Annotated in this window: 21 protein-coding genes; 8 read left to right on the forward strand and 13 right to left on the reverse strand. The window is 72.7% G+C overall.

Translation table 11 applies throughout. The features are described 5' to 3' along the window. Positions 1 to 29 precede the first annotated feature (29 nt). The gene (locus ACZ7L7_RS29160) at positions 30 to 1,250 is read right to left on the reverse strand and encodes a hypothetical protein (protein ID WP_453602014.1); all 1,221 of its coding nucleotides are present in this window, start codon (positions 1,248 to 1,250) and stop codon (positions 30 to 32) included. Then, positions 1,247 to 2,365 carry a HesA/MoeB/ThiF family protein gene (locus tag ACZ7L7_RS29165; RefSeq protein ID WP_472077631.1) on the reverse strand — a complete coding sequence of 373 codons (1,119 nt, stop codon included), beginning with the start codon at positions 2,363 to 2,365 and terminating at the stop codon, positions 1,247 to 1,249. Before ACZ7L7_RS29165 ends, ACZ7L7_RS29160 begins: the two co-directional genes overlap by 4 nt. Positions 2,366 to 2,444: 79 nt before the next feature. On the opposite strand from ACZ7L7_RS29165, the gene ACZ7L7_RS29170 reads away from it, so the two are divergent. Continuing rightward, positions 2,445 to 2,585, forward strand: coding sequence for a hypothetical protein (locus tag ACZ7L7_RS29170; RefSeq protein WP_285510320.1), 141 nt, complete (start codon positions 2,445 to 2,447; stop codon positions 2,583 to 2,585). A gap of 13 nt (positions 2,586 to 2,598) precedes the next feature. Beyond that, on the forward strand, positions 2,599 to 3,882 hold the full coding sequence (locus ACZ7L7_RS29175; protein ID WP_285510321.1) for a M14 family zinc carboxypeptidase: 1,284 nt from the start codon (positions 2,599 to 2,601) through the stop codon (positions 3,880 to 3,882). On the opposite strand, the gene ACZ7L7_RS29180 is transcribed toward ACZ7L7_RS29175, so the two are convergent. The 4 genes from ACZ7L7_RS29180 to ACZ7L7_RS29195 all read right to left on the reverse strand — a co-directional run bounded on the left by ACZ7L7_RS29180 (position 3,863) and on the right by ACZ7L7_RS29195 (position 10,880). After that, on the reverse strand, positions 3,863 to 4,735 hold the full coding sequence (locus tag ACZ7L7_RS29180) for an SDR family oxidoreductase (protein WP_285510322.1): 873 nt from the start codon (positions 4,733 to 4,735) through the stop codon (positions 3,863 to 3,865). The genes ACZ7L7_RS29175 and ACZ7L7_RS29180 overlap by 20 nt on opposite strands. 14 nt (positions 4,736 to 4,749) lie before the next feature. Next, positions 4,750 to 5,943, reverse strand: a complete 1,194-nt coding sequence (locus ACZ7L7_RS29185) for an NAD(P)/FAD-dependent oxidoreductase (RefSeq protein ID WP_453602020.1) — start codon at positions 5,941 to 5,943, stop codon at positions 4,750 to 4,752. 77 nt (positions 5,944 to 6,020) lie between these two features. Beyond that, complete coding sequence (locus ACZ7L7_RS29190) at positions 6,021 to 8,981, reverse strand: ATP-binding protein (RefSeq protein ID WP_453602023.1); 2,961 nt, start codon at positions 8,979 to 8,981, stop codon at positions 6,021 to 6,023. Positions 8,982 to 9,017: 36 nt separating this feature from the next. After that, a complete protein-coding gene (locus ACZ7L7_RS29195) occupies positions 9,018 to 10,880 on the reverse strand; it encodes an RICIN domain-containing protein (protein ID WP_285510325.1) in 1,863 nt (620 codons plus the stop codon). Between the two features lie 193 nt (positions 10,881 to 11,073). Between ACZ7L7_RS29195 and ACZ7L7_RS29200 the strand changes: the two genes are divergently transcribed. Continuing rightward, positions 11,074 to 11,724 carry a TetR/AcrR family transcriptional regulator gene (locus ACZ7L7_RS29200; protein WP_285510326.1) on the forward strand — a complete coding sequence of 217 codons (651 nt, stop codon included), beginning with the start codon at positions 11,074 to 11,076 and terminating at the stop codon, positions 11,722 to 11,724. Here the strand turns inward: ACZ7L7_RS29200 and ACZ7L7_RS29205 are convergent. Together ACZ7L7_RS29205 and ACZ7L7_RS29210 are read right to left on the reverse strand one after the other, a co-directional pair. Continuing rightward, positions 11,711 to 12,346 carry a LysE family translocator gene (locus ACZ7L7_RS29205; RefSeq protein WP_453602028.1) on the reverse strand — a complete coding sequence of 212 codons (636 nt, stop codon included), beginning with the start codon at positions 12,344 to 12,346 and terminating at the stop codon, positions 11,711 to 11,713. The two genes, ACZ7L7_RS29200 and ACZ7L7_RS29205, sit on opposite strands and share 14 nt — an antisense overlap. Positions 12,347 to 12,359: 13 nt before the next feature. Beyond that, entirely contained in the window at positions 12,360 to 12,848 is a 489-nt protein-coding gene (locus tag ACZ7L7_RS29210; RefSeq protein WP_285510328.1) for an aminoacyl-tRNA deacylase, read from the reverse strand. Positions 12,849 to 12,945: 97 nt separating this feature from the next. Between ACZ7L7_RS29210 and ACZ7L7_RS29215 the strand changes: the two genes are divergently transcribed. Further along, positions 12,946 to 14,046 carry a DUF5937 family protein gene (locus tag ACZ7L7_RS29215; protein WP_285510329.1) on the forward strand — a complete coding sequence of 367 codons (1,101 nt, stop codon included), beginning with the start codon at positions 12,946 to 12,948 and terminating at the stop codon, positions 14,044 to 14,046. 43 nt (positions 14,047 to 14,089) lie between these two features. On the opposite strand, the gene ACZ7L7_RS29220 is transcribed toward ACZ7L7_RS29215, so the two are convergent. Together ACZ7L7_RS29220 and ychF are read right to left on the reverse strand one after the other, a co-directional pair. Beyond that, on the reverse strand, positions 14,090 to 15,508 hold the full coding sequence (locus tag ACZ7L7_RS29220) for an ATP-binding protein (protein WP_472077632.1): 1,419 nt from the start codon (positions 15,506 to 15,508) through the stop codon (positions 14,090 to 14,092). A 358-nt stretch (positions 15,509 to 15,866) separates the two neighbouring features. Beyond that, positions 15,867 to 16,955 (reverse strand): redox-regulated ATPase YchF, encoded by a 1,089-nt coding sequence (gene ychF, locus ACZ7L7_RS29225; protein WP_453602073.1) that lies wholly within the window; start codon positions 16,953 to 16,955, stop codon positions 15,867 to 15,869. A 195-nt stretch (positions 16,956 to 17,150) separates the two neighbouring features. Between ychF and ACZ7L7_RS29230 the strand changes: the two genes are divergently transcribed. Beyond that, positions 17,151 to 17,741, forward strand: coding sequence for a DUF6542 domain-containing protein (locus ACZ7L7_RS29230; protein ID WP_285510330.1), 591 nt, complete (start codon positions 17,151 to 17,153; stop codon positions 17,739 to 17,741). A 12-nt stretch (positions 17,742 to 17,753) separates the two neighbouring features. Here ACZ7L7_RS29230 and ppgK read toward each other — a convergent pair whose 3' ends face one another. Continuing rightward, positions 17,754 to 18,497, reverse strand: coding sequence for a polyphosphate--glucose phosphotransferase (gene ppgK, locus ACZ7L7_RS29235; RefSeq protein ID WP_285510331.1), 744 nt, complete (start codon positions 18,495 to 18,497; stop codon positions 17,754 to 17,756). Positions 18,498 to 18,526: 29 nt separating this feature from the next. Then, on the reverse strand, positions 18,527 to 19,528 hold the full coding sequence (locus tag ACZ7L7_RS29240) for a 4-hydroxy-3-methylbut-2-enyl diphosphate reductase (protein ID WP_471427808.1): 1,002 nt from the start codon (positions 19,526 to 19,528) through the stop codon (positions 18,527 to 18,529). A gap of 155 nt (positions 19,529 to 19,683) precedes the next feature. Here ACZ7L7_RS29240 and xseA point away from each other — a divergent pair, with 155 nt between their 5' ends. The 3 genes from xseA (at position 19,684) to ACZ7L7_RS29255 (ending at position 21,870) form a co-directional block, all read left to right on the forward strand. After that, positions 19,684 to 20,892 (forward strand): exodeoxyribonuclease VII large subunit, encoded by a 1,209-nt coding sequence (gene xseA / locus ACZ7L7_RS29245; protein ID WP_285510333.1) that lies wholly within the window; start codon positions 19,684 to 19,686, stop codon positions 20,890 to 20,892. 9 nt (positions 20,893 to 20,901) lie between these two features. Beyond that, positions 20,902 to 21,132 carry an exodeoxyribonuclease VII small subunit gene (locus tag ACZ7L7_RS29250; protein ID WP_285510334.1) on the forward strand — a complete coding sequence of 77 codons (231 nt, stop codon included), beginning with the start codon at positions 20,902 to 20,904 and terminating at the stop codon, positions 21,130 to 21,132. A 147-nt stretch (positions 21,133 to 21,279) separates the two neighbouring features. After that, entirely contained in the window at positions 21,280 to 21,870 is a 591-nt protein-coding gene (locus tag ACZ7L7_RS29255; protein ID WP_285510335.1) for a malonic semialdehyde reductase, read from the forward strand. Positions 21,871 to 22,022: 152 nt separating this feature from the next. Here ACZ7L7_RS29255 and ACZ7L7_RS29260 read toward each other — a convergent pair whose 3' ends face one another. Next, on the reverse strand, positions 22,023 to 22,544 hold the full coding sequence (locus ACZ7L7_RS29260; RefSeq protein ID WP_285510336.1) for a DUF4245 domain-containing protein: 522 nt from the start codon (positions 22,542 to 22,544) through the stop codon (positions 22,023 to 22,025). Between the last annotated feature and the right edge of the window lie 30 nt (positions 22,545 to 22,574).

Here is a 22,574-nt window from a genome sequence, read left to right on the forward strand (position 1 = left end):
CACCGGGGCGCGGGTGCGCGTGGCCGGATCTATGCGCTCGCGGAGCGCCGCTCGCGGCGGTTGCGCCACCAGGTGCGCAGCCACAGCACGTTCACCCCGCCGAGGGTGATCAGCACGGCCGCCGAGTCGGCGTTGCCCGCGAGTCCGTTCCCGGGACCGAGGCCCTGGACGGCCCGGACGAGCAGGGCGATGTCGACGGGCAGGGTGACGGCGGCCATGAACGCCAGGCAGAGCGCCGTACCGACGACGAGGACGACGCTGTAGACCCGGACGGCCCGGCGTTCGTGGGCGGGCAGCCGGGTGCTCGGGTCGGTGGCGCCGGGACGGCGGAGCAGGCGGCGGAGGAGGTGGCGGGCGTAGGCGCGGCCGTCGCCGTACAGGTCCCGGCAGCCGGTGAGGTCCTGGAGGACGAAGTACAGGTCGGTGCGGGTGAACACCAGGCACTGGAAGGGCAGCGGGAGCAGGGCCAGCAGGAGGGCGGCGGCCAGGAGGTCGTGGGCGGTCGTGCCCGGGTCCGTGCCGGTGAGGACCAGGACCAGGGCGGAGGCGACGGACAGGTTCAGGGCGATGCCGGACAGGTACGCGGTCAGGCGGTGGCGGCGCGGGGCCAGTTCGATGCCGCTGATGTCGGTCTGCATGACGAGGAACTGCAGCCGGGTGCCGAGGCGCATCCGGCCCGGCACGCCCGCGGCCCGCGCGGTCACCAGGTGCGCGAGTTCGTGGGCCAGCAGCAGCGTCCATCCGGCCGCCGCCCCGGAGAGCAGGACGACGCTGCCGTGCGGGCTCCACAGCAGGTCGCGGTAGTGGGGTATCAGGTCGGGGCGGCGGAACAACGTGATGACGGCGGCCGTCAGCAGGGCCGCGACCAGCAGCGGGAGCGCCGGGTGCAGGGCGAGGCGGACCTGGTGGGGGCGCAGCCGGGGCAGGGTCGCGCGCGGCGGCGCGGGGTCCGGGAGCGGGCGGTCCCCGATCCGGGCCACGAACCCGAGGGCGGCCAGGTCCCGGACGAAGTCGGTGAGCGCGAACTCCTCCCCGGTCTCCGCCCGCAGCACCTGAGCCGTACGGGCCACGGTCAGCCCCTGGCCCAGGAGTTCCACCGCGCGGGCCCCGACCGGGGGCAGGGCGACGAAGGTGCGGGTCGCCATCCGGCCCACGATCCACTCGTCCCGGTCCCGCCGCACCGCGAGGTCGTGCAACGCGACGCGGGTGGAGGCCTCGACGGGCGGGTTCTCGGTCACGGCCCCGGTCATGCCGGTTCCGTCCGGCAGGCGGGGCAGTCGGGGCGCCGGTCCGCGCGCTGCGCCACCGGGTCGCCGGGCACCATCAGGTTGAGGCCGAACCGGCAGCCGGGCTCGATCCGGGGCACGCCGCTGAGCAGGGCGAGCGCGGCGTGCGCGAGGAGGCCGCCGGACAGGCTCGCGGTCACGGCGTTGACCGGGTTCCACGGCATCCGGGGCGAGGCGACGTCCTCGTCCTGGCCGGGCGCCAGCCGCAGCTCGCGGCGCTCGGCCTCGGCGGCGCGCAGACACTCCCAGCAGGCGCCCTCGCCGGGCACGAAGACCCCGACGCTCACCAGGGGCCCGCGGTACCCGGCCTCGGCCCACGGGACACCCAGGTCGAGGCAGACCCGGTTGGCCCAGCGGCGGATGTCGGAGGGGCGGTCGGCGGCCAGGAGCAGTACGTCGTACGCGGCGCCCTTCAGCAACTCCGCCAGATCCGTCGGCCCTCGCACCTCCCCGCGCTCGCCGGTGATCGCCGGGTGCGGGTTCAGGGCGCGCAGGGCCGTCAGGGCCGCGTCGATCTTGGGGGTGCCGAGGTCCGCGTCCCGGAAGAGGGTCTGCCGGTTGAGGTTGGAGAGCTCCACCACGTCCGGTTCCACGCAGTGCAGCCGCCCCACTCCGGAGGCCACCAGGTCGCGGGCGGCGGCTCCGCCGGTGCCGCCGACGCCGATCAGCAGGACCCGGGCCCGGCGCAGCAGCAGTTGCGGCTCCCAGGGGCTGGAGCGCGGCCGGAGGTCCATCCAGCGCTGGAGGGTCATGCTCCGGCTGTACCGCTCGCGTTCGGCGGCGGTGAGCTCCTCCGGGGGCGGGGCGCCGGCGTCCTCTACGTACCCGGCCTCGGTCAGGTCGGCCATCGCCTGCGCTATGTCGGCGGCGGGCAGCCGCAGTCCGGGGTGGCGGCGGGAGACCTCGGCGACGACCTGGGCGGTGTCGCGGGTGCCGTCCATGGCCTCGACGAGGGTCCACACCCAGCCGTCGGGATCCTTCACCTCGGCCCCGATGCCGTAGACGACGCTGCCGATGCGCAGGTTGCCGTCGACCGTGCGGTACGCCCGGTGCTCGGGCTTGATCCGGGGCCGCCGCATCTCGTCCACCGTCACTTTCGCGCCAATCTCTTCATCCCCAACTGCCCCGGAAACAACGGACATTGACAACAGTGACCGGATGCGCGAACTCTTGCAAGAGCACGATCAACCGCACGCCACAGCCACCAACGGGAGGACAGGCATGCCGAACAAGATCGAGATTCGTCCGCTGGACAAGAAGGAGACCACCGGCGACAGCGGTGGCAACGGCGGTTCCTGACCCGACTTCGGTGATGGACCGCTACCCCACGGTCGCGGACGTCACCGACTCGGCGCGGCGGCTGGTCACCCGGTTCCCGGGGGCCGGCCGCCTGCGCCGGATCGGGACCTCCCGCGCGGGCCGTCCGCTGTGGATGCTGTCCGTGGGACACGGCCCCCGGCACGTCCTGGTGGTCGCCCGTCCGCACCCCGACGAGCCGGTCGGCGGCGCCACGGCGCTCGCGCTGGCGGAGCGGGTGGCCCGCGGCGACGGGCTCACCCCGGCGACCGATCCGGCCCTCGTCACCTGGGACATCGTGCTGTGCCTCGACCCGGACGGCGCCGCGCTGACCGAGGGCGTCGAGGAGGCGACGGCGACCCTGAAGGGCTACTACGGCACCGCCTTCCGCCCAGTCGCGGCGGAACAGCCGGAGTGGGCGCCGATCGAGTCCCGGCAACTGCCGGAGAGCCAGGCCCTGTTCGAGGTCGTCGACGAACTGCGCCCGGTCCTGCAGTGCTCCCTGCACAGCGTGGACGCGGGCGGCAGCTGGGTCCAGCTGACCCGCGAACTGCCCGGACTCGCCTCCGCGTTCGCCGAGTCGGCCGCCGCGCTGGGCCTGCCGCTCCAGCACGGCACGTACGACGCCCTGTACTGGGACAACCCCAGCCCCGGCATCCATGTGCTGCCCCCGCCGGGCAGCAGCGCCCGCCTGGCGGCCGGGTCGGAGAACTTCGACCGTTCCACCTGGTGCGCGCCGTCCCGGTACGGCGGAGTCACCGCGATCGTCGAAGTCCCCATGTGGGCCACCGACCTGGCCGACGACCGGACCCCGCACCCGGACCCCGCGACCGCCCTGCGCGACCTGTCCCGCCTGGTCCGCGACGGCGGACGCCAGGTGACCGCGATCTTCGACAAGGCCCGCGCCTTCCTGCCCCCGCCCGAGGAGAACGCCCTCTGCCGGGTCCTGGAGTGGATGGCGGACGACCTCTACGACCTGGTCGCCGACTCCTGGACCCCGCTGGCCGAGCGGTCCGACCCCGCCCTGACCAGGGCCGACATCTGCGCCCTGGACGTGGTGGCCCGCCGCCAGCCGCTGCGCGCGGCGGGCCTGCTGCTGCGCCTGCTCGCCCGCTCCGACGACCGGGCCGCCCCGGCACTCCACCAAGAACTGGACGCCCTGTTCACCGTCTGGGCCACGGACTTCGCGCAGGCCCTGCGGCTGCGCCGGGTGCCGGTGAGCCACCAGGCGGAGCACCAGACGCGGACGGTACTGGCCGCGGCGGACAGCGCGCTGAAGCTCACACCGGCGCCCCGGTGAACACGCCGGCGTGGTCCCGGGCCCATTCCGTGAGGGTCCGGGGCTCCCGCCCGGTCAGCGCCCGGACCGTCCCGGTCACCTCCGCGCAGGCCCCTTCCCGCAGCTTCCCGAAGAGCGCCGCCACACCCTCCACCAGCCACTCCGGAGCCCCCGAGGCGGCCAGGCCCGCGCGGGCGGCCTCGTCGGGTACGTCGACGTACCCGACCTCCCGGCCCGTCACCTCCGACAGCACCGCGGCGACCTCGCCGTAGGTCACCGACTCCGGGCCGGTCAGCGTGTACGTACGGCCCTCGTGGCCGTCCTCCGTGAGCAGGACCGCCGCGGCCGCGCCCACGTCCGCCGGGTCGGTCATCGCGATGCGTGCCGTGCCCGCCGGGGCGATCAACTGCCCGCTCGCGGCGACCCCTTCGGCCGCCGCGAGCAGGTTGGACATGAGGTACCCGGAGCGCAGGCACACCGCGGGCACCCCCGAGGTGCGCAGGTGCTGCTCGATGCGGCCGTGCCAGTCCCAGAAGGCGAGGTCCGAGCCGATCTCCACGCGCGGGGAGGAGAGTTTGACCAGGCGCGGCACCCACGCGGTCGAGGCCGCGTCGATCACCGCGGTCTCGTGGGCGACCTTGTCCGGGCCGTCCGCCGAGGTGAGGAACACGGCGTCCACGCCCCGCAGCGCCGCGCGCAGCGACGCCGGATCACCGAAGTCGCCCACGGCCAGACCGACTTCGTCGCCCAGCGTCCGCCGCGCCCGCTCGGCGTCCCGTACGAAGGCCCGTACGGAAGCGCCGCGGTCGCGGAGCGCGGTCACGACCGTGCGGCCGACGTTGCCGGTCGCTCCTGTCACCAGCACGGTGCGCATCACAACTCCCTTCGTCAGGCCGGTACTTCCACGCCCGCGGGGGCGAAGAAGCTGTGCGGGGGCGCCGTTCCGGCGACCACGCTCGCGAAGTGGTCCATGCGCTCCCGGTTCCCGAGCGCGTCCGCGAGCAGCCGGGCGGTGTCGTCCGGCGGGGGTGCCAGCGTGGCGAGCTGGGTCGTGAACTCGTACATCTCCGACACGTGCGCGTCGCGCGCCTCCTGGAAGGCGGACAGGGCGTCGGCGAAGGAGCGGCGCCCGGTGAACACGTCGTCCAGCGCGTCGGCGCACGCCTCGGCGTCCCGGAAGGCGTCGCTGATGCCCTGCGCGGTGATCGGGTCCTTGGTGTACCCGGCGTCCCCGACCAGCACCCAGCCCGGCCCGTGGGGCACCCGGAAGAAGTTGGGGACGGCCCCGCCGAGGAACGGCTCCGCGCGCCGGGCGGAGCGGACCCGCTCGGCGAACTCCGGGACGAGGTCCAGGGTGGCGAGGAAATTGGCCTCGACGTCCGCCCGGTACGCCCGCGCCTCGGCGTACGGCCAGCCGACGATCACCACGGTCAGCCCGTCGTTGGTGGGGATGGTCCCCCAGCCCCGGTCGGGCCGGGCGCACGTCTCGAAGCCGGTCAGCGGCAGGTCGGCCCAGTACGAGTAGTAGGCGTACGCCAGCCTCGGCTTCTCCCGGTAGGTCCGCGCGCCGACCGCCCGGGCCACGTGCGAGCCGCGCCCGTCGGCGCCGATCACCACGCGGGCCCGTTCGACGGACCGTGCGCCGTCCTTGCCGTGCCCGCGGACCCCGACCACGGTCCCGTCCTCGGTCAGCACCTCGTCGACGTTGAAGCGGTCCCGCACCTCCGCGCCCGCCTCGGCGGCGGCCTCCACCAGGATCGCGTCGAGCACCCGGCGCCGCGGCGCGTACCCGGCCCCGGTCCCGTCGTACGGGCGGGGGCTGCCGGTGAGGGTGAACGGCCCGAAGTCGAAGGAGTACGTCGTGATCGGCGGGCAGCCGGTGGCGCGCACCCGGTCGAGCAGTCCCCAGCGGGTCAGGGCGGCCACGCCGGGCGGGTGGATCATGTGGGTCGAGACGGTGTCGCTGGGCAGTTCGGCGCGGTCGGCCAGCAGCACCCGGTAGCCCTTGCGGGCCAGCAGCATCGCGGTCGGGGCACCCGCGCAGCGGGCTCCGACGATGACGGCGTCGTAGGTGGTGGACATGGCGTCCTCCTCTTCTCGGCCGGGTCCAAGCGGCTAGGTGTCCGAGCCTTGCCGGGTGACCGTTCCGGGAGCGTTCCTCAGCCGTTCCGGGCGGGGTGCCGCCGGGTCACCTCCGTCCTGTCGAGCCGCTCGCGCACCCGAAGGGCCGTGGGCCGCCAGACCACGGCCGCGCCGCCCATGGTCAGCAGCCGCTCCGCCGCCCACCGGGCCCGTTCCGCGTCCCCGGCCCGCTCGGCGGCGCCCATCAGGATCCGGTGCAGTACGGCGGACATGCCGGGTGCCTGCTGCATGCCGCCCATCCGGACGATCGCCTGACGGCAGCGCCGTACGCCCTGGGCCGTACGGCCGTCGAGTACGTCCGTATAGCCAAAGAGCGCCTCCGCCGGGAGCCGTACGTGGGGCGCCGGGTCGTCCAGCGCGGTGAGTTCGCGCAGGTGGGCGCGGAGCGCCCGGTCGTCCCGCATGTCCAGCGCGAGCAGCGAGGCGAAGATCAGGCAGACGGCCTTGCTGTACTGGTGCCCGGTCTCCTCCGCGTACGCCAGCGCGGCGTCGCGGGCCCGTTCGGCGGCCTGCGGGCGGCCCATGAACCAGAGCGTGTTCGCCAGCCTGCTCTGGCACACCACCCGCGGGTCCTGGGCGTAGCGGAGCAGGTGGACGGCGCGCTGCCGGGGGCGGTAGCAGCGGATGGCGCGGGCGAAGTTCTCGCGGGCGGTGTCGAAGCGGGCCTGCCAGAACGCGGCGATGCCGAGCACGTACGACCCCTCGACGACGAGCACGTCGTCGCCCGACTCGCGGCCAAGGGCGAGGAGTTGGCCGCCGTAGCGCTCGGTGGCGGCGAAGTCGGAGGCGACGGTGGCGGCGACGGCCAGGGAGCGCAGCAGCGGCGGGGCGGGGTCGGCGCCGAGCCGCGCGGCGAGTTCCAGGGCGCGGGTGTGGGTGGCGGACATGCGGGGGCCGGAGTAGCCCTCCACCTGGCCGAGCGGTCCGGGCAGCGCCGTGAGCAGGTCCAGCTCCAGCCGGTCGCGTTCGGGGGAGGCGGGCCGCTCGCGCAGCAGGCGCAGCATGCGGTCGAGCAGGGCCACGGCCTCGGCGTTGGCGTGCAGCCGGCAGGCGGCGTCGGCGGCGCGCAGCGCCCAGGGCACGGCGGTGACGATGTCGCCGGCGCGCTGGTAGTGGTCGGCGATCTGGCCGCACACCTCGTCGGGGGTGGCCTCCTGCGGCCGGGAGAGCACGTCGGCGACCCGGCGGTGGTGGTGCCGGCGCATTGCCGGGCTGACCGAGGCGTAGGCCACCTCGCGGATCTTCTCGTGCGCGAAGTCGTACGCGTCCAGGCCCTGTTCGCGGATGACGCGGCGCCGCCACAGCTCGTCGAGGCCCGCGACCAGGGTCGCCTCGTCCACGTCGGCGGCGGCGCCCAGCACATCGGCGGTGAACTCCCGCCCGACGGTGGCGGCCACCCCCAGCAACTCTCCTGCTCCGGCCGACAGTTGGGCCAGCCGCGCCTCGATCACGGCCTGTACGCGAGGGCTGAGCCGGCCCGCGCGCAGGGCCTCGATCAGGAAGAGCGGGTTGCCCTCGGCCTCGGTGTGCAGGCGGTCGACGTCGACGCCCTCCCCGGCGATCCGGCGGGCCAGCGCCGCGGTTTCCTCCCGCGACAGCGGGCCCAGCTCCAGCACCTCGGCCCGGCCGAGCGCCCGCAGCCCGCCGAGCAGTTCGTGCAGCGGGTGCCCGCGGTCCGTCTCCTCCGGCCGGGCCGTCCCCACCACCAGCAGCGGGAAGTTCGGCTCGGCGCGGGCCAGGAAGTGCAGCAGGCGCAGCGACTCCCGGTCGAAGCGGTGCAGGTCGTCGGCGAGCAGTACGACCGGACGGCCCGCCGCCTCCAGCACCCGGGCGACGGCCCCGAACAGGCGCTGGCGCTGCTCGTCCTCGGGAAGCGTCTCGGGCGGCTCGTGGGCGCCCAGCTCGGGCAGCAGCCGCGCCAGCTCCTCCCGGAACGCCGTCTCCAGCCGGTCCAGGGCGGGCCCGAGCCCGGGGGCGCGCAGCCAGGCGACGACGGGCGCGTAGGCGAGTCCGCCCTCGGCGGCGTGCGCCCGCGCGACCGCCGTGACGGCGTGCCGCCGGTCCGCCCACGCCACGAAGTCCTCGGCCAGCCGGGTCTTGCCGATGCCGGGCTCCCCGGTGAGCAGCACCAGCACCGGCCGCCCGGCCGCCGCCGTACGCCACGCCTCGGACAGCCGCCGCCGCTCCGCCTCCCGCCCGACCAGCCGGGGCGAGCCGCCGTGCCGCGGCGGGTCGGGCCCCTCGACGGCCAGCAGCCCGGCGTAGGCGGCACGGGTCGGCGCGGACGGGGCGACCCCCAGCTCACGCTCCAGGGAGGAGACGCAGGCGTGGTAGGCCCGGACCGCGCGCGCCCGGTCGCCGAGCGCGTAGTAGGCCCGCATCAGCTCCCGGTACGCGGACTCCCGCACCGGGTCCTCCCGGACCAGCCGCTCCAGCACGTCGGCCGCGCCGCGCTGGTCGTCCGCCGCGTGCAGCAGGACGCCCAGTTCCTCCAGGGCGTCGGTGAAGCGCCCGCGCAGCCGCTCCCGCTCGGCGACGGGCCAGGGGTCACCGCAGTCGGCGAGCAGGTCCCCGGTGTAGAGGGCGACGGCGTCGGCGAGCGCGGCGGCCCGGTCCGCGCGTGCCGTCGTACGGGCCCGCTCCAGGTGCCGCTCGAATTCCTCGGCGTCGAGCAGGCACCCGGCTCCGGCCCGCCACGCCACGGTGCGCGGGGTGAGCTCCAGTACCTGCTCGACCTCGGGAACGGTGTGCCGCAGCCCGTGCAGGAGGTGCCGCAGATTGGTCCGGGCCTGCGCCTCGCTCGACTCCGGCCACAGCACCCCGGCCAGGTGCTGCCGCGCGTGCGCGCCGCCGCGGTGCAGCACCAGGTACCCCAGCAGCGACTCGGCCCGCGCGGAGCCCAGCCGCCACTCCGGCCCGCCGACCCGACGGATCCGCAGCCGGCCCAGCACCTGCACACGCACCGCAGCTTCCCGCACACCAGCAGTGTCCCGCGCGGAGGGCGGGCTTTCCTGTCAGCCGGTCAAGGTGAACCGCTGGGCGTCGGAGCCGTCGCAGGCTCGCTGGGACAGCCGGGCCCCGTTGGCGGTGGACCCGTTGTCGACGGCGAGGCACTTCCCGCTGTGCCGGGCGACGAACCGGTACCGGCCACCGCTCCCAGCGGCCTCGGGCCGCCACTGCTGGTTGCTGTTGCCGACGTATGTCCACAGGTGGACCTTGGTCCCGTCGCCGGTCGCGCCGGGGCCGCCGTCGACGTCCCATACCCGCCCGTTGAACTGGTTGACCACCTGGTAGTAGCCGTCACCCGTGGGCCTGAGCTGCCACTTCTGGTTCGTACCCGTGGTGCAGGCCCACTGCTGCAGGGCGGTGCCGTCACCGGTGCCCCAGTCGGCGGCGTCCAGGCAGGCGCCGCTGCCGGCGTTGGCCACCCGGTACCAGGCGGCGGGGTCGAGGGGCCCCTGCGGCCCGCCGTCGCCGCTCCAGACGACGGTGGCGACGGCCCCGGCCGGAAGGGTGTACGCGAGCGACCGGCCGCCCTCGGTCAGCGAGAACCGCTGCGCGGTGGCGGCGGTATTGACGACGTAGCCGGCGAAGGACCGATCCGGGTTCTGGAAGGTGACGTTCTGCACGCCTCCGGAGCCCTGGCTGGTGGAGCCGACGCGGACGGCGCCGGGCTTGATGAACTTGGTGACGTGGCCCAGGACGTAGTACTCGGCGCCCCGGGTGACCGTGCCGTTCGCGATCTCGACGACACCGTTGCAGCGGTTGGCGCAGTGCCCCTGGTGGGGGCCGCCGTTCTGGTCGAGGGCGAGGTTCCAGTTGACGACGGTCTCGCCGCCGTTGCGCATGTTGCGTACGACGAGGTTCTCGGCGTGCCACTTGAGGGTGTCGGCGAAGGTGTCGGCGGAGTCCGTCCCCGAGCACTCGGTGAAGAAGACCCGCTTGCCCGCGTCGACGATCCGCTGCTGGGCGGAGGGGTCGCCGCCGTAGCAGTGGAAGGCGGCGCCGATGATCCGCTGGACGCCCTGCGTGGAGCCGAAAACCTCCAGCGGGTAGTTCGGGTGGTCCCAGTTGTGGTCGTAGGCGAGGAGGTTGGTGGGCAGACCGTTGGCGGTGAGCGTCCGGTCGAGGACCTTGAGGAACGCCGCCTGTTCGGCCGAGGTCATCGCCATCGAGGGGTACGTCGTCGCGAACTCGGGCTCGTTCTGGACGGTGAGGTCGGTGAGGGTGATGCCCTGCTGCCCGTACGCCTTGACGGCCTTGACCAGGTAGTCCGCGTACGCCTGGTAGTGGTCGGCCCTGAGGCTGCCGCCGCTCAGCGAGTTGCCGGTCTTCATCCAGGCCGGGGGCGACCAGGGCGAGCCCATGAACCGGATCTCCGGGTTGAGGGCCTGTGCCTGCTTGACGACCGGGATGATCTCCGCCTGGTCGCGGGCGATGGAGAAGGAGCCCCGGGTGTCCTCGTAGGTGTAGAAGCCGCCGGAGTTGAAGTCGGTGCTGCCGAGGGGCTGGCGGAGGTAGTTCAGCCCGATGCCCTCGGTGGGCGAGAACAGGGACTTCATCAGGTCGGCGCGCCGGTCGGCGGGCAACTGCCGGATGAGGTGGGCGGAGGCCTCGGTGACGGAGGCCCCGGCGCCGGTGAAGCGCTGGCCACGGCTGCCGGCGTCGACGCGGATGTCGACGGGCTGGACGGCGCTGTTGAACGGGACGGTCTCGACGGCGAGTTTCCGCGACCCGTCGGGGGTGGTGACCCAGACCTGGGCGGTGGGGTCGGCGGCCTGGGCCGTACCGGTGCCGACGGCCGCGGTGAGACCGGACACGGCGAGGATCAGCGCCGCGCACGCGGCGCGCGCTCTGCTGGTCGTGGGGAGGGACACGTGCGGCTCTCCTTCGGTGGGGTGACCTGACGCGAGTGGTGGTGCACCCGGTCCGCCGACGCGGATCGGACGTCGAAGGGCGGCGACATGAAAGCACACCTACTAAGTACTTAGTAAGTGATACGGCTCACACTGTCGAGGAGTGATTTCGGAAGCCGATCACCACCACCGCGGTCCACCTATGCTGAGCCGGGTGAGTGACCAGCCGGTAAGCCGTACGCACCGCAGGACGCAGCCCAGGACGCCGCGCAGCGCGGAGGCCAAGCGGCGGCAGCAGGACATCCTGCGGATCGCGATGGACACGTTCGCCGCCCGCGGCTACAACAACGCCTCGCTCCAGGAGATCGCCGACCGCGCCGGACTCACTCAGGCCGGCGTCCTGCACTACTTCCGCACCAAGGCCCAGTTGCTGACCAGCGTGCTGGAACTGCGCGACGCCGCCGACATCGAACAGCTCGGCACCGAACGCCCGCGGGGCCTGGCCTTCCTGCGCCACCTGGTCGACACCGCGTCCCGCAACGCCGAGCGGGAGGGGATCGTACGGCTGTACGCGGTCCTGTCCGCGGAGAGCGTCACCGAGGGCCACCCCGCGCAGGAGTACTTCCGCGACCGGTACGAGGGACTGCGCGCCATGGTCGTCGAGGCGCTGCGGGAGGCGTGCGAGCTGGGCGAACTCCCGGACGACACGGCGGTGACGGACACCGCGAACACCGTCATCGCCGTCATGGACGGCCTCCAGGTCCAGTGGCTGCTGGCCCCGGACCGGGTGGACATGGCGGCCTCGACGGACCGGGCGATCACGGCGCTGCTGGCGGGGCTCTCCGCCGATGTCACTGACGGCTGACGGCGACGGTGAACCCCAGGCCGATCAGCGCGACGCCGCCCGTGCCGCCGATCGCCGACATACGGCGCTCCGACCCGGCGAACCAGGACCGGGCCGCCGATGCGCACAGCCCCCAGACGGTGTCGCTGATCAGGCCGATACCGGCCGGGATCAGACCGAGGACCATCATCTGGAGCGGGATGTTCCCGGCGTCGTGGTCGACGAACTGGGGCAGGACGGCGGCGAAGAACACCAGGCCCTTGGGGTTGGTCGCGCCGACGAGCAGTCCGTCCAGGACGGTACGCAGATCACCGCGCCGTTCGTCCGCCCCGGCCGCCACCTGCGTGCGCAGCCGCCCGCGGCGGCGGAACGCCTGCACGCCCAGGTAGACCAGATACGCGGCACCCGCGAGCTTCACCGCCGTGAACACGGTGGCCGACCGCTGGACGAGGCTGCCCAGGCCGAGGGCGACGGCGAGGACGAGGGCGTAGGAGCCCAGCAGATTCCCCAGCACCGTGGCGAGCGCGGTGCGGCGGCCGTGGGCGAGCGCCCGGCCGACGACGAACAGGACGCTCGGGCCGGGGACCGCGATCACGACGAGGGACATCGCGGCGAAGGCGAGCAGGTTCTCGGTGTGCACCATGGTCCGGTGACTCCTAGCCGTGCGGGTTCGGTTCGCGGGCGACGCGTACGGTCCGGGCGCGCGGCAGTCCGGCCAGAGCGCCGGAGCCGATCCGCAGCGTGCGGTCGGGCGATCCGCCGCCGCAGTAGACGGGCCGGTCCGGCGCGCCGACCGCGACATCGATCAGACACGGCACCCCGGGCCGGTGGCTGACCGGCGGAATGCCGCCCGGGACCAGCCCCTCCGCGGTGAGCAGCTCGGGGTCCGCCGTACGCAGGCCGGACCGGCTGGTGCCGACGGCGGCGGCGAGGCGGGCGAAGTCCACCCGGTCCGGCGCGCGCAGCGCGACGAGCAGCAACGGCACCTCGGGCGCCGTGAACGCGAGCGTCTTGACGGCCTGCGCCCAGGGGAACGGCAGGGCCTGACGCTCGGCGACGGTGTGCGCGGCGGCGTGCTCGTGCACGACGTACGCGCACCCGTGAGCGTCCAGCACGGCCCGCCAGGGCGGAACGGCAGCACTCATGGCACACCACGCTTTCAACCAGGAATGGGGAGAGGACCCGGCCCCAGCCTGCTCGGCGCGGCGAGATCCGATCAACTGATTGTGAAATCCTGCAATCGTGATCACCCTGCGCTTCGCGGAGTCGGCCGAGGAGCACATCTCCTTCTCCGTCTCACCGCTGCTCGAAGCGGTCCACTCCTGGCACGTGCTCACCGACCCGGGTCACCACGCGCTGCACGTGCCGTGGGTACGCCGCTGCCGCAAGCTCCCCGCCGCGCTGCGCCGCCGGCTGCGCGAGTACGGCTTCGTCGTGGCCGACTACATCCCGGCGCTCTTCGAGGCGGGAGCCTGGGACCAGGACGCGGACTTCGCAGAGCAGCTCGCGACCGTACGGGCCCAGCCACCCGACCTCCTGGCCGTCGAACTCGCCAAGACCCTCATGGACCCGACCCGCCACTCCGCACCCGCCCTGGTCCACGACCGAGCGGCACGCGACGCGGCCCTGACGGAACTGCACCGAACGGACCCCGCCCGGTCGGCCACCCTCCGGCAGGTCCTCACCGACCCCCGCCCACCCCTGGAGGCCGCGCTCGCCGCACTGGAGGACTACTGGAGCGCGGCGTTCGCCGAGGAATGGGACCGCGTCGAACCCTCCCTCTACGAGTCGATCGCCCGCTCCGGAGCCCGGATCGCCCACCAGGGCCTGCTCCCGATGCTCCGCACCCTGGCCCCGCAGATCCGCATCGACCCCGCGGCCCGCACCCTGCGCCTGGACCGCCCGCACGACCACGACCTCACGGTCACCCCGGCCAACCCGGTCACCTTCATCGCGAGCCACTACGTCTGGCCGCACGTCCGCGTCACCTGTGACAGCCCCTGGGGCCTGCGGATCACCTACCCCGCCCTGCCCCTCGCCCCCGCCGCGGCGGCCCGCCCCGCCAGCCAGGAGGACACCCTCACCCTGCTGCGCGCCCTGGCCGCGGCCCCCCGCCTGCAGATCGTCACCCACCTCGCGGCCCAGAGCCGCACCACCCACGAACTGGCCACCCTCCTGGGCCTCTCCCCCTCGGTGACCTCCCGCCACCTCCACCAACTCACCCAGGCAGGCCTGACCACCACCCGCCGCGAGGGCTACTACGTCCTGTACTCCCTCGCCCCCGGCCGCCTGACCCAACTGGCGACGGCCCTCGCCACACTGACGGCGCCCTCGCGGGACTGACGGGACGGTGGGAGCTCCTAGCTCGGAGCCCCACGCCGCCCCGTCACAGGGGCCAGGCCGCCAGCAGGTCCGCGGGCTCGTAGACGGCATCGAGCCCCGGACAGTCCACTCCGCTGCGCGAGACCGCCACGACGGGAACCGGCTCGTCGGTGAGGGCGGCCCGGTGCCGGTGCAGGGCGGCCAGGTCGTGCCGGTCGAACGGCGACCGCTCCAGCCACTTGACGGAGCCGACGAAAAGCAGCTGCCGGGCGACCGGGGCACGGTCGGCGCCGACCAGGTCGATCTCCACGTCGTTCGTACGGGTCCAGTAGCCCCCCACGGCCGGGGCCGCGGGAAGCCGGTCGTCGGGCAGCATCCGGGCCAGCGCCTCACGGACGACCGGTTCGACCGCCCGTCCGCGCCAACTGGTCCAGTTCTCCCGCACTCGCGCCAGCGCGAGATCACCCCGCCCCCGCTCGATCTCCTCCATGGACGGTTCGAGCAGGTGCAGCCAGAACCGCATATAGGGGTCGGCCACCCGGTAGCGCCGGTCCTTCGACGGGCGCAACGAGATGGGCAGTTCACCGGCCACGATCCGCTTGCCGATCAACAGCTCCAGAGACCGCTGGAGCGGCGTGGCCCCGATCCCACCCGCCGCCCGGCCGATATTGGTGAAGGTCCGCTCACCACTGCCGATGGCCGAAAGCACGGTGCGGGCCTGAGCCTGCGGCGGGAACTCGGCGGCGAGCGATCGCTCGGCCGACACGAGCAGGGCGGACACCGGGTCCTGCAACGCCTCCCCGAGGAAGTCCCACAGTCCGGCGCCGTGCGGCCACTCGGCACAGATCAACGGCAGCCCGCCCGTGACGAGCGCGGCGTCGAAGGCGTCCGCCGGTTCCAGGCCGAGCATCTGTCCGACCTCGGCGGGGTTGAGGGGGCCGAGCACCATCTCCCGGCCGCGCTGGTGGAAGGGGCGTCCGTAGCTGTTCAGCGTCTCCATCATCGACAGGTCGGAACCGATGAGGACGAGCAGCACCGGCTTGGTCTCCAGCACCCGGTCCCAGGCCCGCTGCAACATCCCCTCGAAGGCGCCTTCGGCATCCATCAGGTAGGGCACCTCGTCGATGACGAGCACGCTGGCCCGGTCGGCGGGCAGCGCGGCGCCGAGCACGTCGAACGCCGCGTCCCAGCTCTCCGGCCGCGCGGCGGCGATCAGCCCCGCGAGCGGCAACGTCGACGCCTGGGCATCGCGGGCGAGCCGGGCCAGATCGCCGCCGGGCGACGCCCCGGTGGCGGCGTAGAACAGAAACGGCGCCCCGGACCGCTCCGCGAACCGCTCGACCAGCCGCGACTTCCCGACCCGCCGCCGCCCCCGCAACATCACACACCGCCCGGGCCGCTCCGCACCGACCCCGTCCGCCACCTTCCGCAGCTCACGCTCCAGCGTCGCGAGCTCTTGCCGCCGGCCTACGAAGTCGACCATGATCACCGCCACCTGAGAGGACACTAACTCTAATGTTAGCAACCTGAGGGTTAGTAAGCCCACTATGACCAAAAAGAGGCAACAGGCAACGACGGCGAACCGTGATTACCCATACGAGGCCGCCGACGAGATCAGGCAGGCCTTCGGTCCGACCCCCTACGAGCGGTCAGAGGACGAGCCCTTGTGCGAGGAGGCCACCGCGCACGAAGAGCAGTGGGAGACGGGCGAGGGCGGCAATTTGTCTCCCCACCTCTGAGTCCCAGGGACCGGGCATCGGTCCTCCTGCGCAGCAAAGAGCGGAGGGACCCCGTTGCGCCGGGGTTCCTCCGCCCTCTGTCAGTAGCTCTTTACGGCCGAGTCACACGTTGAAGCGGAACTCCACCACATCCCCGTCCTGCATCACGTACTCCTTGCCCTCCATGCGCGCCTTGCCCTTCGCGCGGGCCTCGGCGACCGAGCCCGTCTCGACCAGGTCCTCGAAGGAGATGACCTCCGCCTTGATGAAGCCCTTCTGGAAGTCGGTGTGGATGACTCCGGCGGCCTCGGGGGCGGTGGCGCCCTTCTTGATGGTCCAGGCGCGGGCCTCCTTGGGGCCGGCCGTGAGGTAGGTCTGCAGGCCCAGGGTGTTGAAGCCGACGCGGGCCAGGGTGGCGAGGCCGGGCTCCTCGGCGCCGACGGACTCCAGGAGTTCCATGGCGTCCTCCTCGTCCAGCTCGGCGAGGTCCGCCTCCAGCTTGGCGTTGAGGAAGATCGCCTCCGCGGGGGCGACCAGGGCGCGCTGCTCGGCCTTGAAGTCGTCGTCGACCAGCTCGTCCTCGTCGACGTTGAAGACGTAGAGGAAGGGCTTGGTGGTCAGCAGGTGCAGGTCGTGGAGGAGCTCCGAGCGCTCGGTGCCCTGGACGATGCCCTGGGAGAAGAGGGTGTCGCCGCGCTCCAGGATCTCCTTGGCCTCCTCGACGGCCTTGACCTTGGGCGCCACGTCCTTCTTGATCCGCGACTCCTTCTGCAGGCGCGGCAGGACCTTCTCGATGGTCTGCAGGTCGGCGAGGATCAGCTCGGTGTTGATCGTCTCGATGTCGTCCTTCGGCGAGACCTTGCCGTCGACGTGGACGACGTTCTCGTCCTTGAAGGCGCGGATGACCTGGCAGATCGCGTCGGACTCACGAATGTTCGCCAGGAACTTGTTGCCCAGGCCCTCGCCCTCGGAGGCGCCGCGCACGATGCCCGCGATGTCCACGAAGTCGACCGTCGCCGGGAGGATGCGCTGCGAGCCGAAGATTTCGGCCAGCTTGGCCAGGCGGGCGTCGGGGACGCCGACCACGCCGACGTTCGGCTCGATCGTGGCGAACGGGTAGTTGGCCGCCAGCACGTCGTTCTTGGTCAGGGCGTTGAACAGGGTCGACTTGCCGACATTCGGCAGGCCGACGATTCCGATCGTGAGCGACACGTTGCGACTTCCCGGAGTGAGACGGAGTGAGACCGAGTGAGTGGAGGACTGGAGGACTGGAGGCCGGTGGGCCGATCCACCAGTCTACGGCGTGCCCCGGCCGGCCCCCTGCCCCGTATCGAACGCGTGGCCAAGGTCCGCCCCTCGGCGTGTCTGACGGGCGATTCGGCACATAAACAGACCTAAGTTGGTCCAGTGGAGCAACACAGGACGCGCCCGGCGCAGGACGAGCGGCACGGGCAGCAGGGCACGCGACGGGGTGCGCCCCTTCCTTCACAGGTGAGGGGTGGGGTGCGAGCCGCGCAGGCCCGGCCCGGCGCGGGCCGCCGCCCGGCCGACGCCGTACGGCGTCCCCCGCCCCCGGTGGTCCAGGCGCTGCGCCGGCTGCCCAACCCGCGGCTCACGGGGCTCGGCGTCGGTCTGTTCTGCCTGCTCGTGATGCTCGCGCTCGGCTCGCTGCTGTCGCTGCTGTTCGGCTCCGCGCTGACCGCCTATGGCGTGCTGTTCCTGCCGGTGTGCGTGCTGACCGCGGCCTGGGTGCGCAAGGCGGACCTGGTGACCGCGGTCGTCATCGTGCCGATCGCCTTCGCGGTCGGGCTCGTGCCGGTCGCCGACTCCGGTGCCGGCGGGACCGGGGACCGGCTGATGGGGCTGTTCACGGCGCTCGCCACCGAGGCGGGGTGGCTGTACGTCGGCACCATGATCACCGGGGTGATCGTGACCGTGCGGAAGGTGCGGCTGATGCGGCGCCGGGTGGCCGCCGCCCGCAGCCGTGCCGTGAAGTAGGCGTGAAGTAGGTCAGTCCTTCGCCGCCCGCATCGCCGCGCCCACGATCCCCGCGTTGTTCTGCAGCTGCGCCGGGACGATCTCCGCCTTGATGCCCTCGATGTAGTGCAGGAACTTCTTCGACTTGCGGCTCACCCCGCCGCCGATGATGAACAGCTCCGGCGAGAACAGCATCTCCACATGGGCGAGGTACTTCTGCACCCGGTGCGCCCAGTGCTCCCAGCTCAGGTCGCCGTCCTCCTTGGCCTTGCTGGAGGCCTTCTTCTCGGCGTCGTGGCCGTGCAGCTCCAGGTGGCCCAGCTCGGTGTTGGGGACCAGGACGCCGTCGACGAACAGGGCGCTGCCGATGCCGGTGCCGAAGGTGAGCAGGATGACGGTGCCCTGCCGGTCCCGGCCGGCGCCGAAGGCCATCTCGGCGACTCCGGCGGCGTCGGCGTCGTTGACCACCGTCACCGGCAGGCCGCCCAGGCGCTCGCCGAACAGGGCGCGGGCGTCGGTGTCGATCCAGCCCTTGTCGACGTTGGCCGCCGTACGCACCGTGGAGCCGCCGGTCACCACGCCCGGGAAGGTCAGCCCGACCGGTCCCGTCCAGCCGAAGTGGTCGACGACCTCTTTGACGCCGTCGGCCACCGCGTCCGGCGTCGCCGGGTGCGGGGTGAGCACCTTCAGGCGCTCCTCGGCCAGGTCGCCCCTGTCCAGGTCCACAGGGGCGCCCTTGATTCCCGAGCCGCCGATGTCCACACCGAAGATCTGCATGGCTCTACGTTACGACGGACGACTGACCGTCACTCCCCGGAGCCGCCGGTACGCTCCGCGATCAGCGCGGCGGCCTCCTCGCGCAGGTCCCGGCGCAGCTCCTTGGGCAGCGAGAAGGTGATCGACTCCTCGGCGGCCTTGACCAGCTCCACGTCGCCGTAGCCCCGCTGGGCCAGCCACTCCAGGACCTCCTCGACGAGGACCTCGGGGACGGAGGCGCCGGAGGTGACGCCGACCGTGGTCACGCCCTCCAGCCAGGCCTCGTCGATCTCGCGGGCGAAGTCGACGAGGTGGGCGTCGCGGGCGCCGGCCAGCTTGGCGACCTCGACGAGGCGCTTGGAGTTGGAGGAGTTGCGCGAGCCGACGACGATCACCAGGTCGGCCTCGGCGCCCATCTGCTTCACGGCGAGCTGGCGGTTCTGCGTGGCGTAGCAGATGTCGTCGCTCGGGGGGGAGATGAGCTGCGGGAACTTCTCCTTCAGCGCGTCGACGGTCTCCATGGTCTCGTCGACGCTGAGGGTGGTCTGGGAGAGCCAGACGACCTTGGACTCGTCGCGGACCTCGACCTTGGCGACGTCCTCGGGGCCGTCGACGAGGGTGATGTGGTCGGGGGCCTCGCCGGAGGTGCCGATGACCTCCTCGTGGCCCTCGTGGCCGATCAGGAGGATGTCGTAGTCCTCCTTGGCGAAGCGGACGGCTTCCTTGTGCACCTTGGTGACCAGGGGGCAGGTCGCGTCGATGGTGGCCAGCTTGCCGCGGGCGGCCTCCTCGTGGACGACCGGGGCGACGCCGTGCGCGGAGAACATGACGATGTTGCCCGGCGGGACCTCTTCGGTCCGCTCGACGAAGATCGCGCCCTTCTTCTCCAGGGTCTGCACGACGTACTTGTTGTGCACGATCTCGTGGCGGACGTAGATCGGGGCCCCGTACTGCTCCAGGGCCTTCTCGACGGCGATCACGGCGCGGTCCACACCCGCGCAGTAGCCACGGGGGGCGGCGAGCAGGACACGGCGGCCAGACGAAGCAGTCATGCGTCCCATCGTAAGGCCGCGTCCACCGGCCCAATGATCGCGGCACTTGGGCTGGTTCCGGACAACTGGGGCAAGTCCGCCATTGGTACGGGGCGGTCTACGACCGGCCCCGGCGACACGGTTGGTTGTCAGTGGCTGTGGATACCCTCACCGGCATGGCTCTCAACACGTCCGCGGAAACGCCCCTGCCCGTCGGTGAGGTGTCGCGGCTCATCGGGGGGTGGATCGACCGGCTCGGGGCCGTGTGGGTGGAGGGGCAGATCACCCAGCTGTCGCGGCGGCCGGGGGCCGGGGTGGTGTTCCTGACGCTGCGGGATCCCTCGTACGACATCTCCGTGAGCGTCACCTGCTACCGGCAGGTCTTCGACGCCGTCGCGGACGTGGTCAGCGAGGGCGCGCGGGTGGTCGTACTGGCCAAGCCCGAGTGGTACGCCCCGCGCGGGCAGCTGTCGCTGCGGGCCGCCGAGATAAGGCCCGTCGGCGTCGGCGAGCTGCTCGCCCGGCTGGAGCGGCTGAAGAAGGCCCTCGCGAGCGAGGGGCTGTTCGCGCCCGAGCGCAAGAAGCCCCTGCCGTTCCTGCCCCAGCTCATCGGGCTGGTCTGCGGGCGCGCCTCCGCGGCCGAGCGGGACGTGCTGGAGAACGCCCGGCACCGCTGGCCCGCCGTCCGCTTCGAGGTGCGCAATGTCGCCGTGCAGGGCGTCCACGCGGTGTCGCAGGTCGTGCAGGCGGTGAAGGAGCTGGACGCGATCGACGACGTGGACGTGATCGTCGTGGCCCGCGGCGGCGGCAGCGTGGAGGACCTGCTGCCCTTCTCCGACGAGCAACTGGTGCGCACGGTCGCCGAGTGCCGTACGCCGGTGGTCTCCGCTATCGGCCACGAGCCCGACAACCCGCTGCTGGACCACGTCGCCGACCTGCGCGCCTCCACCCCCACCGACGCCGCCAAGAAGGTCGTGCCGGACGTGGGCGAGGAGTACGAGCGGGTGCGGATGCTGCGCGACCGTGCCCGGCGCTGTGTGCGGGCGATCGTCGACCGGGAGGAGCGCGGACTCGCCCACGCCCTGGCCCGGCCGGCGATGGAGGACCCGCACCGCATGATCGACGAGCGCGCCGACCATGTCGCCTCCCTGCTGGACCGCAGCCGCCGCACCCTCGGTCATCTCCTCGACCGAGCCGACTCGGAGCTGACGCACACGCACGCACGCGTGGTGGCCCTCTCCCCGGCGGCCACCCTGAAGCGCGGGTACGCCGTGCTGCAGAAGGCGGACGGGCATGTCGTCCGGGACCCGGACGAGGTCGGCGGCGACGAGGTGCTGCGGGCACGCGTGGCCGAGGGTGAGTTCACTGTCAGAGTCGATGCTTAGGGTGAGTGCATGACCAGCAAGGTGGATGAGGCGCTCGGCTACGAGCAGGCGCGGGACGAGCTGATCGAGGTCGTACGGCGCCTGGAGGCGGGCGGTACGACGCTGGAGGAGTCTCTGGCGCTGTGGGAGCGCGGGGAGGAGCTGGCCAAGGTGTGCCGCCGCTGGCTGGACGGCGCACGGGCCCGGCTGGACGCGGCCCTGGCGGAGGAGTCCGAGGCGGAGGAGCCCGAGGAGGACTAGCCCGACGGGCCGGTTCAGCGGTGTGAAGCGGGTCACCAAACCCCTTCTTTTGTTGAAGGTTGAACCTCTCTCCCCATATAGTTGACATGTCAGCTGATCCGGCGCACGGACCCGGATCCGACGTCACCCCCCGAGAAGGTTCACCGAATGTCTCTCGTTCTTGACCCCGCCGCCCAGGACCTGCTGTTCCGCGAGGCCCGCACCGCGAACACCTTCACCGACGAGCCGGTGACCGACGAGCAGGTCCAGGCGATCTACGACCTGGTCAAGTACGGCCCCACCGCCTTCAACCAGACCCCGCTGCGCATCACCCTGGTCCGCTCCCCCGAGGCCCGCGAGCGCCTGGTCCAGCACATGGCCGAGGGCAACCAGGCCAAGACCGCCACCGCCCCGCTGGTCGCGATCCTCTCCGCGGACAACGAGTTCCACGAGGAGCTGCCGCAGCTCTTCCCGGCCTTCCCGCAGGCGAAGGACGCCTTCTTCGGCGAGCGCCCGGTCCGCGAGCGCTCCGCCACCATGAACGCCGCCCTGCAGGCCGCGTACTTCATCATCGGCGTGCGTGCCGCGGGTCTGGCCGCGGGCCCGATGACCGGCCTGGACTTCGAGGGCGTCCGCAAGGAGTTCCTGGACGACGACCACACCCCGCTGATGGTGGTCAACATCGGCAAGCCGGGCGAGAACGCCTGGTACCCGCGCTCCCCGCGCCTGTCCTACGACGAGGTCGTCACCACCGTCTGAGCGATCCCGATCGCATGAGGAAGGCCCCCGGCATCATCCGCGCCGGGGGCCTTTCCTGTACGTCCTGAGCCCTTGTACGTCCCTGAGCCCCGTACGCCCCTGAGCCCTGTACATCCCTGAGCCCCGTACAGCGCCCTGTACGCCCTGAGCGCTCACTCGGTCTTCAGCGCGCCCGCCATCTCCCGGAGCCGGTCGAAGGAGCCGGTGCCCGCGACGACCGTCGTCGCGCCGTCCTCCCGCAGCACCAGGGCGTCGTAGCGGCCGCCCGTCCAGCGGGTCCACGTGCGGCCGGCGACCTCGTCGGTGGCCTTGGTCTCCTTCGCGCCCTGGGTGGCGTCGGCGATGAAGGTCTTCGGCTTCTGGGTCGACTGGCGGACCTGCACATACTCACCGTCGTCCGTGTGGAAGCCGAGGTGCCAGGCATCGCCCTGGTCGCCGCGGAACCACACCGAGGTCGGCTTCCACTCCTTGGCCAGCCCCTCGGGCGCGGCCACGGGGTACGAGGCGGCGCGGCGCGCGGTGAGCAGCTCGACGCGGTAGTCGACCCGCTTGAGGTCCGGAGTGGACTCCTCGTGCGGGATGAAGAGGTACACCACTCCCGCCGCGAGGATGGTCACCGCGAGGGAGTAGACCATGTTCCGGACCGACTTCTGCTTAGCGCTCGTACCTGCCACGCCCCCTATCGTCGCAGGTGCCCCGGTCCG

This window comes from Streptomyces sp. NPDC110618 (genome assembly GCF_055657065.1).

Excerpts from the sequence above, each read along its gene's own strand:
- ACZ7L7_RS29250 (WP_285510334.1), top strand. The coding sequence starts at position 20,902 with ATGACCAGCAAGGTGGATGAGGCGCTCGGCTACGAGCAGGCGCGGGAC.
- ACZ7L7_RS29170 (WP_285510320.1), top strand. The coding sequence starts at position 2,445 with ATGCGCGAACTCTTGCAAGAGCACGATCAACCGCACGCCACAGCCACC.
- ACZ7L7_RS29165 (WP_472077631.1), bottom strand. The coding sequence starts at position 2,365 with ATGCGGCGGCCCCGGATCAAGCCCGAGCACCGGGCGTACCGCACGGTC.
- ACZ7L7_RS29255 (WP_285510335.1), top strand. The coding sequence starts at position 21,280 with ATGTCTCTCGTTCTTGACCCCGCCGCCCAGGACCTGCTGTTCCGCGAG.
- ACZ7L7_RS29220 (WP_472077632.1), bottom strand. The coding sequence starts at position 15,508 with ATGGTCGACTTCGTAGGCCGGCGGCAAGAGCTCGCGACGCTGGAGCGT.
- ACZ7L7_RS29240 (WP_471427808.1), bottom strand. The coding sequence starts at position 19,528 with ATGACTGCTTCGTCTGGCCGCCGTGTCCTGCTCGCCGCCCCCCGTGGC.
- ACZ7L7_RS29205 (WP_453602028.1), bottom strand. The coding sequence starts at position 12,346 with ATGGTGCACACCGAGAACCTGCTCGCCTTCGCCGCGATGTCCCTCGTC.
- ACZ7L7_RS29180 (WP_285510322.1), bottom strand. The coding sequence starts at position 4,735 with ATGCGCACCGTGCTGGTGACAGGAGCGACCGGCAACGTCGGCCGCACG.
- ACZ7L7_RS29210 (WP_285510328.1), bottom strand. The coding sequence starts at position 12,848 with ATGAGTGCTGCCGTTCCGCCCTGGCGGGCCGTGCTGGACGCTCACGGG.
- ACZ7L7_RS29175 (WP_285510321.1), top strand. The coding sequence starts at position 2,599 with ATGGACCGCTACCCCACGGTCGCGGACGTCACCGACTCGGCGCGGCGG.
- xseA (WP_285510333.1), top strand. The coding sequence starts at position 19,684 with ATGGCTCTCAACACGTCCGCGGAAACGCCCCTGCCCGTCGGTGAGGTG.
- ppgK (WP_285510331.1), bottom strand. The coding sequence starts at position 18,497 with ATGCAGATCTTCGGTGTGGACATCGGCGGCTCGGGAATCAAGGGCGCC.
- ACZ7L7_RS29160 (WP_453602014.1), bottom strand. The coding sequence starts at position 1,250 with ATGACCGGGGCCGTGACCGAGAACCCGCCCGTCGAGGCCTCCACCCGC.
- ACZ7L7_RS29185 (WP_453602020.1), bottom strand. The coding sequence starts at position 5,943 with ATGTCCACCACCTACGACGCCGTCATCGTCGGAGCCCGCTGCGCGGGT.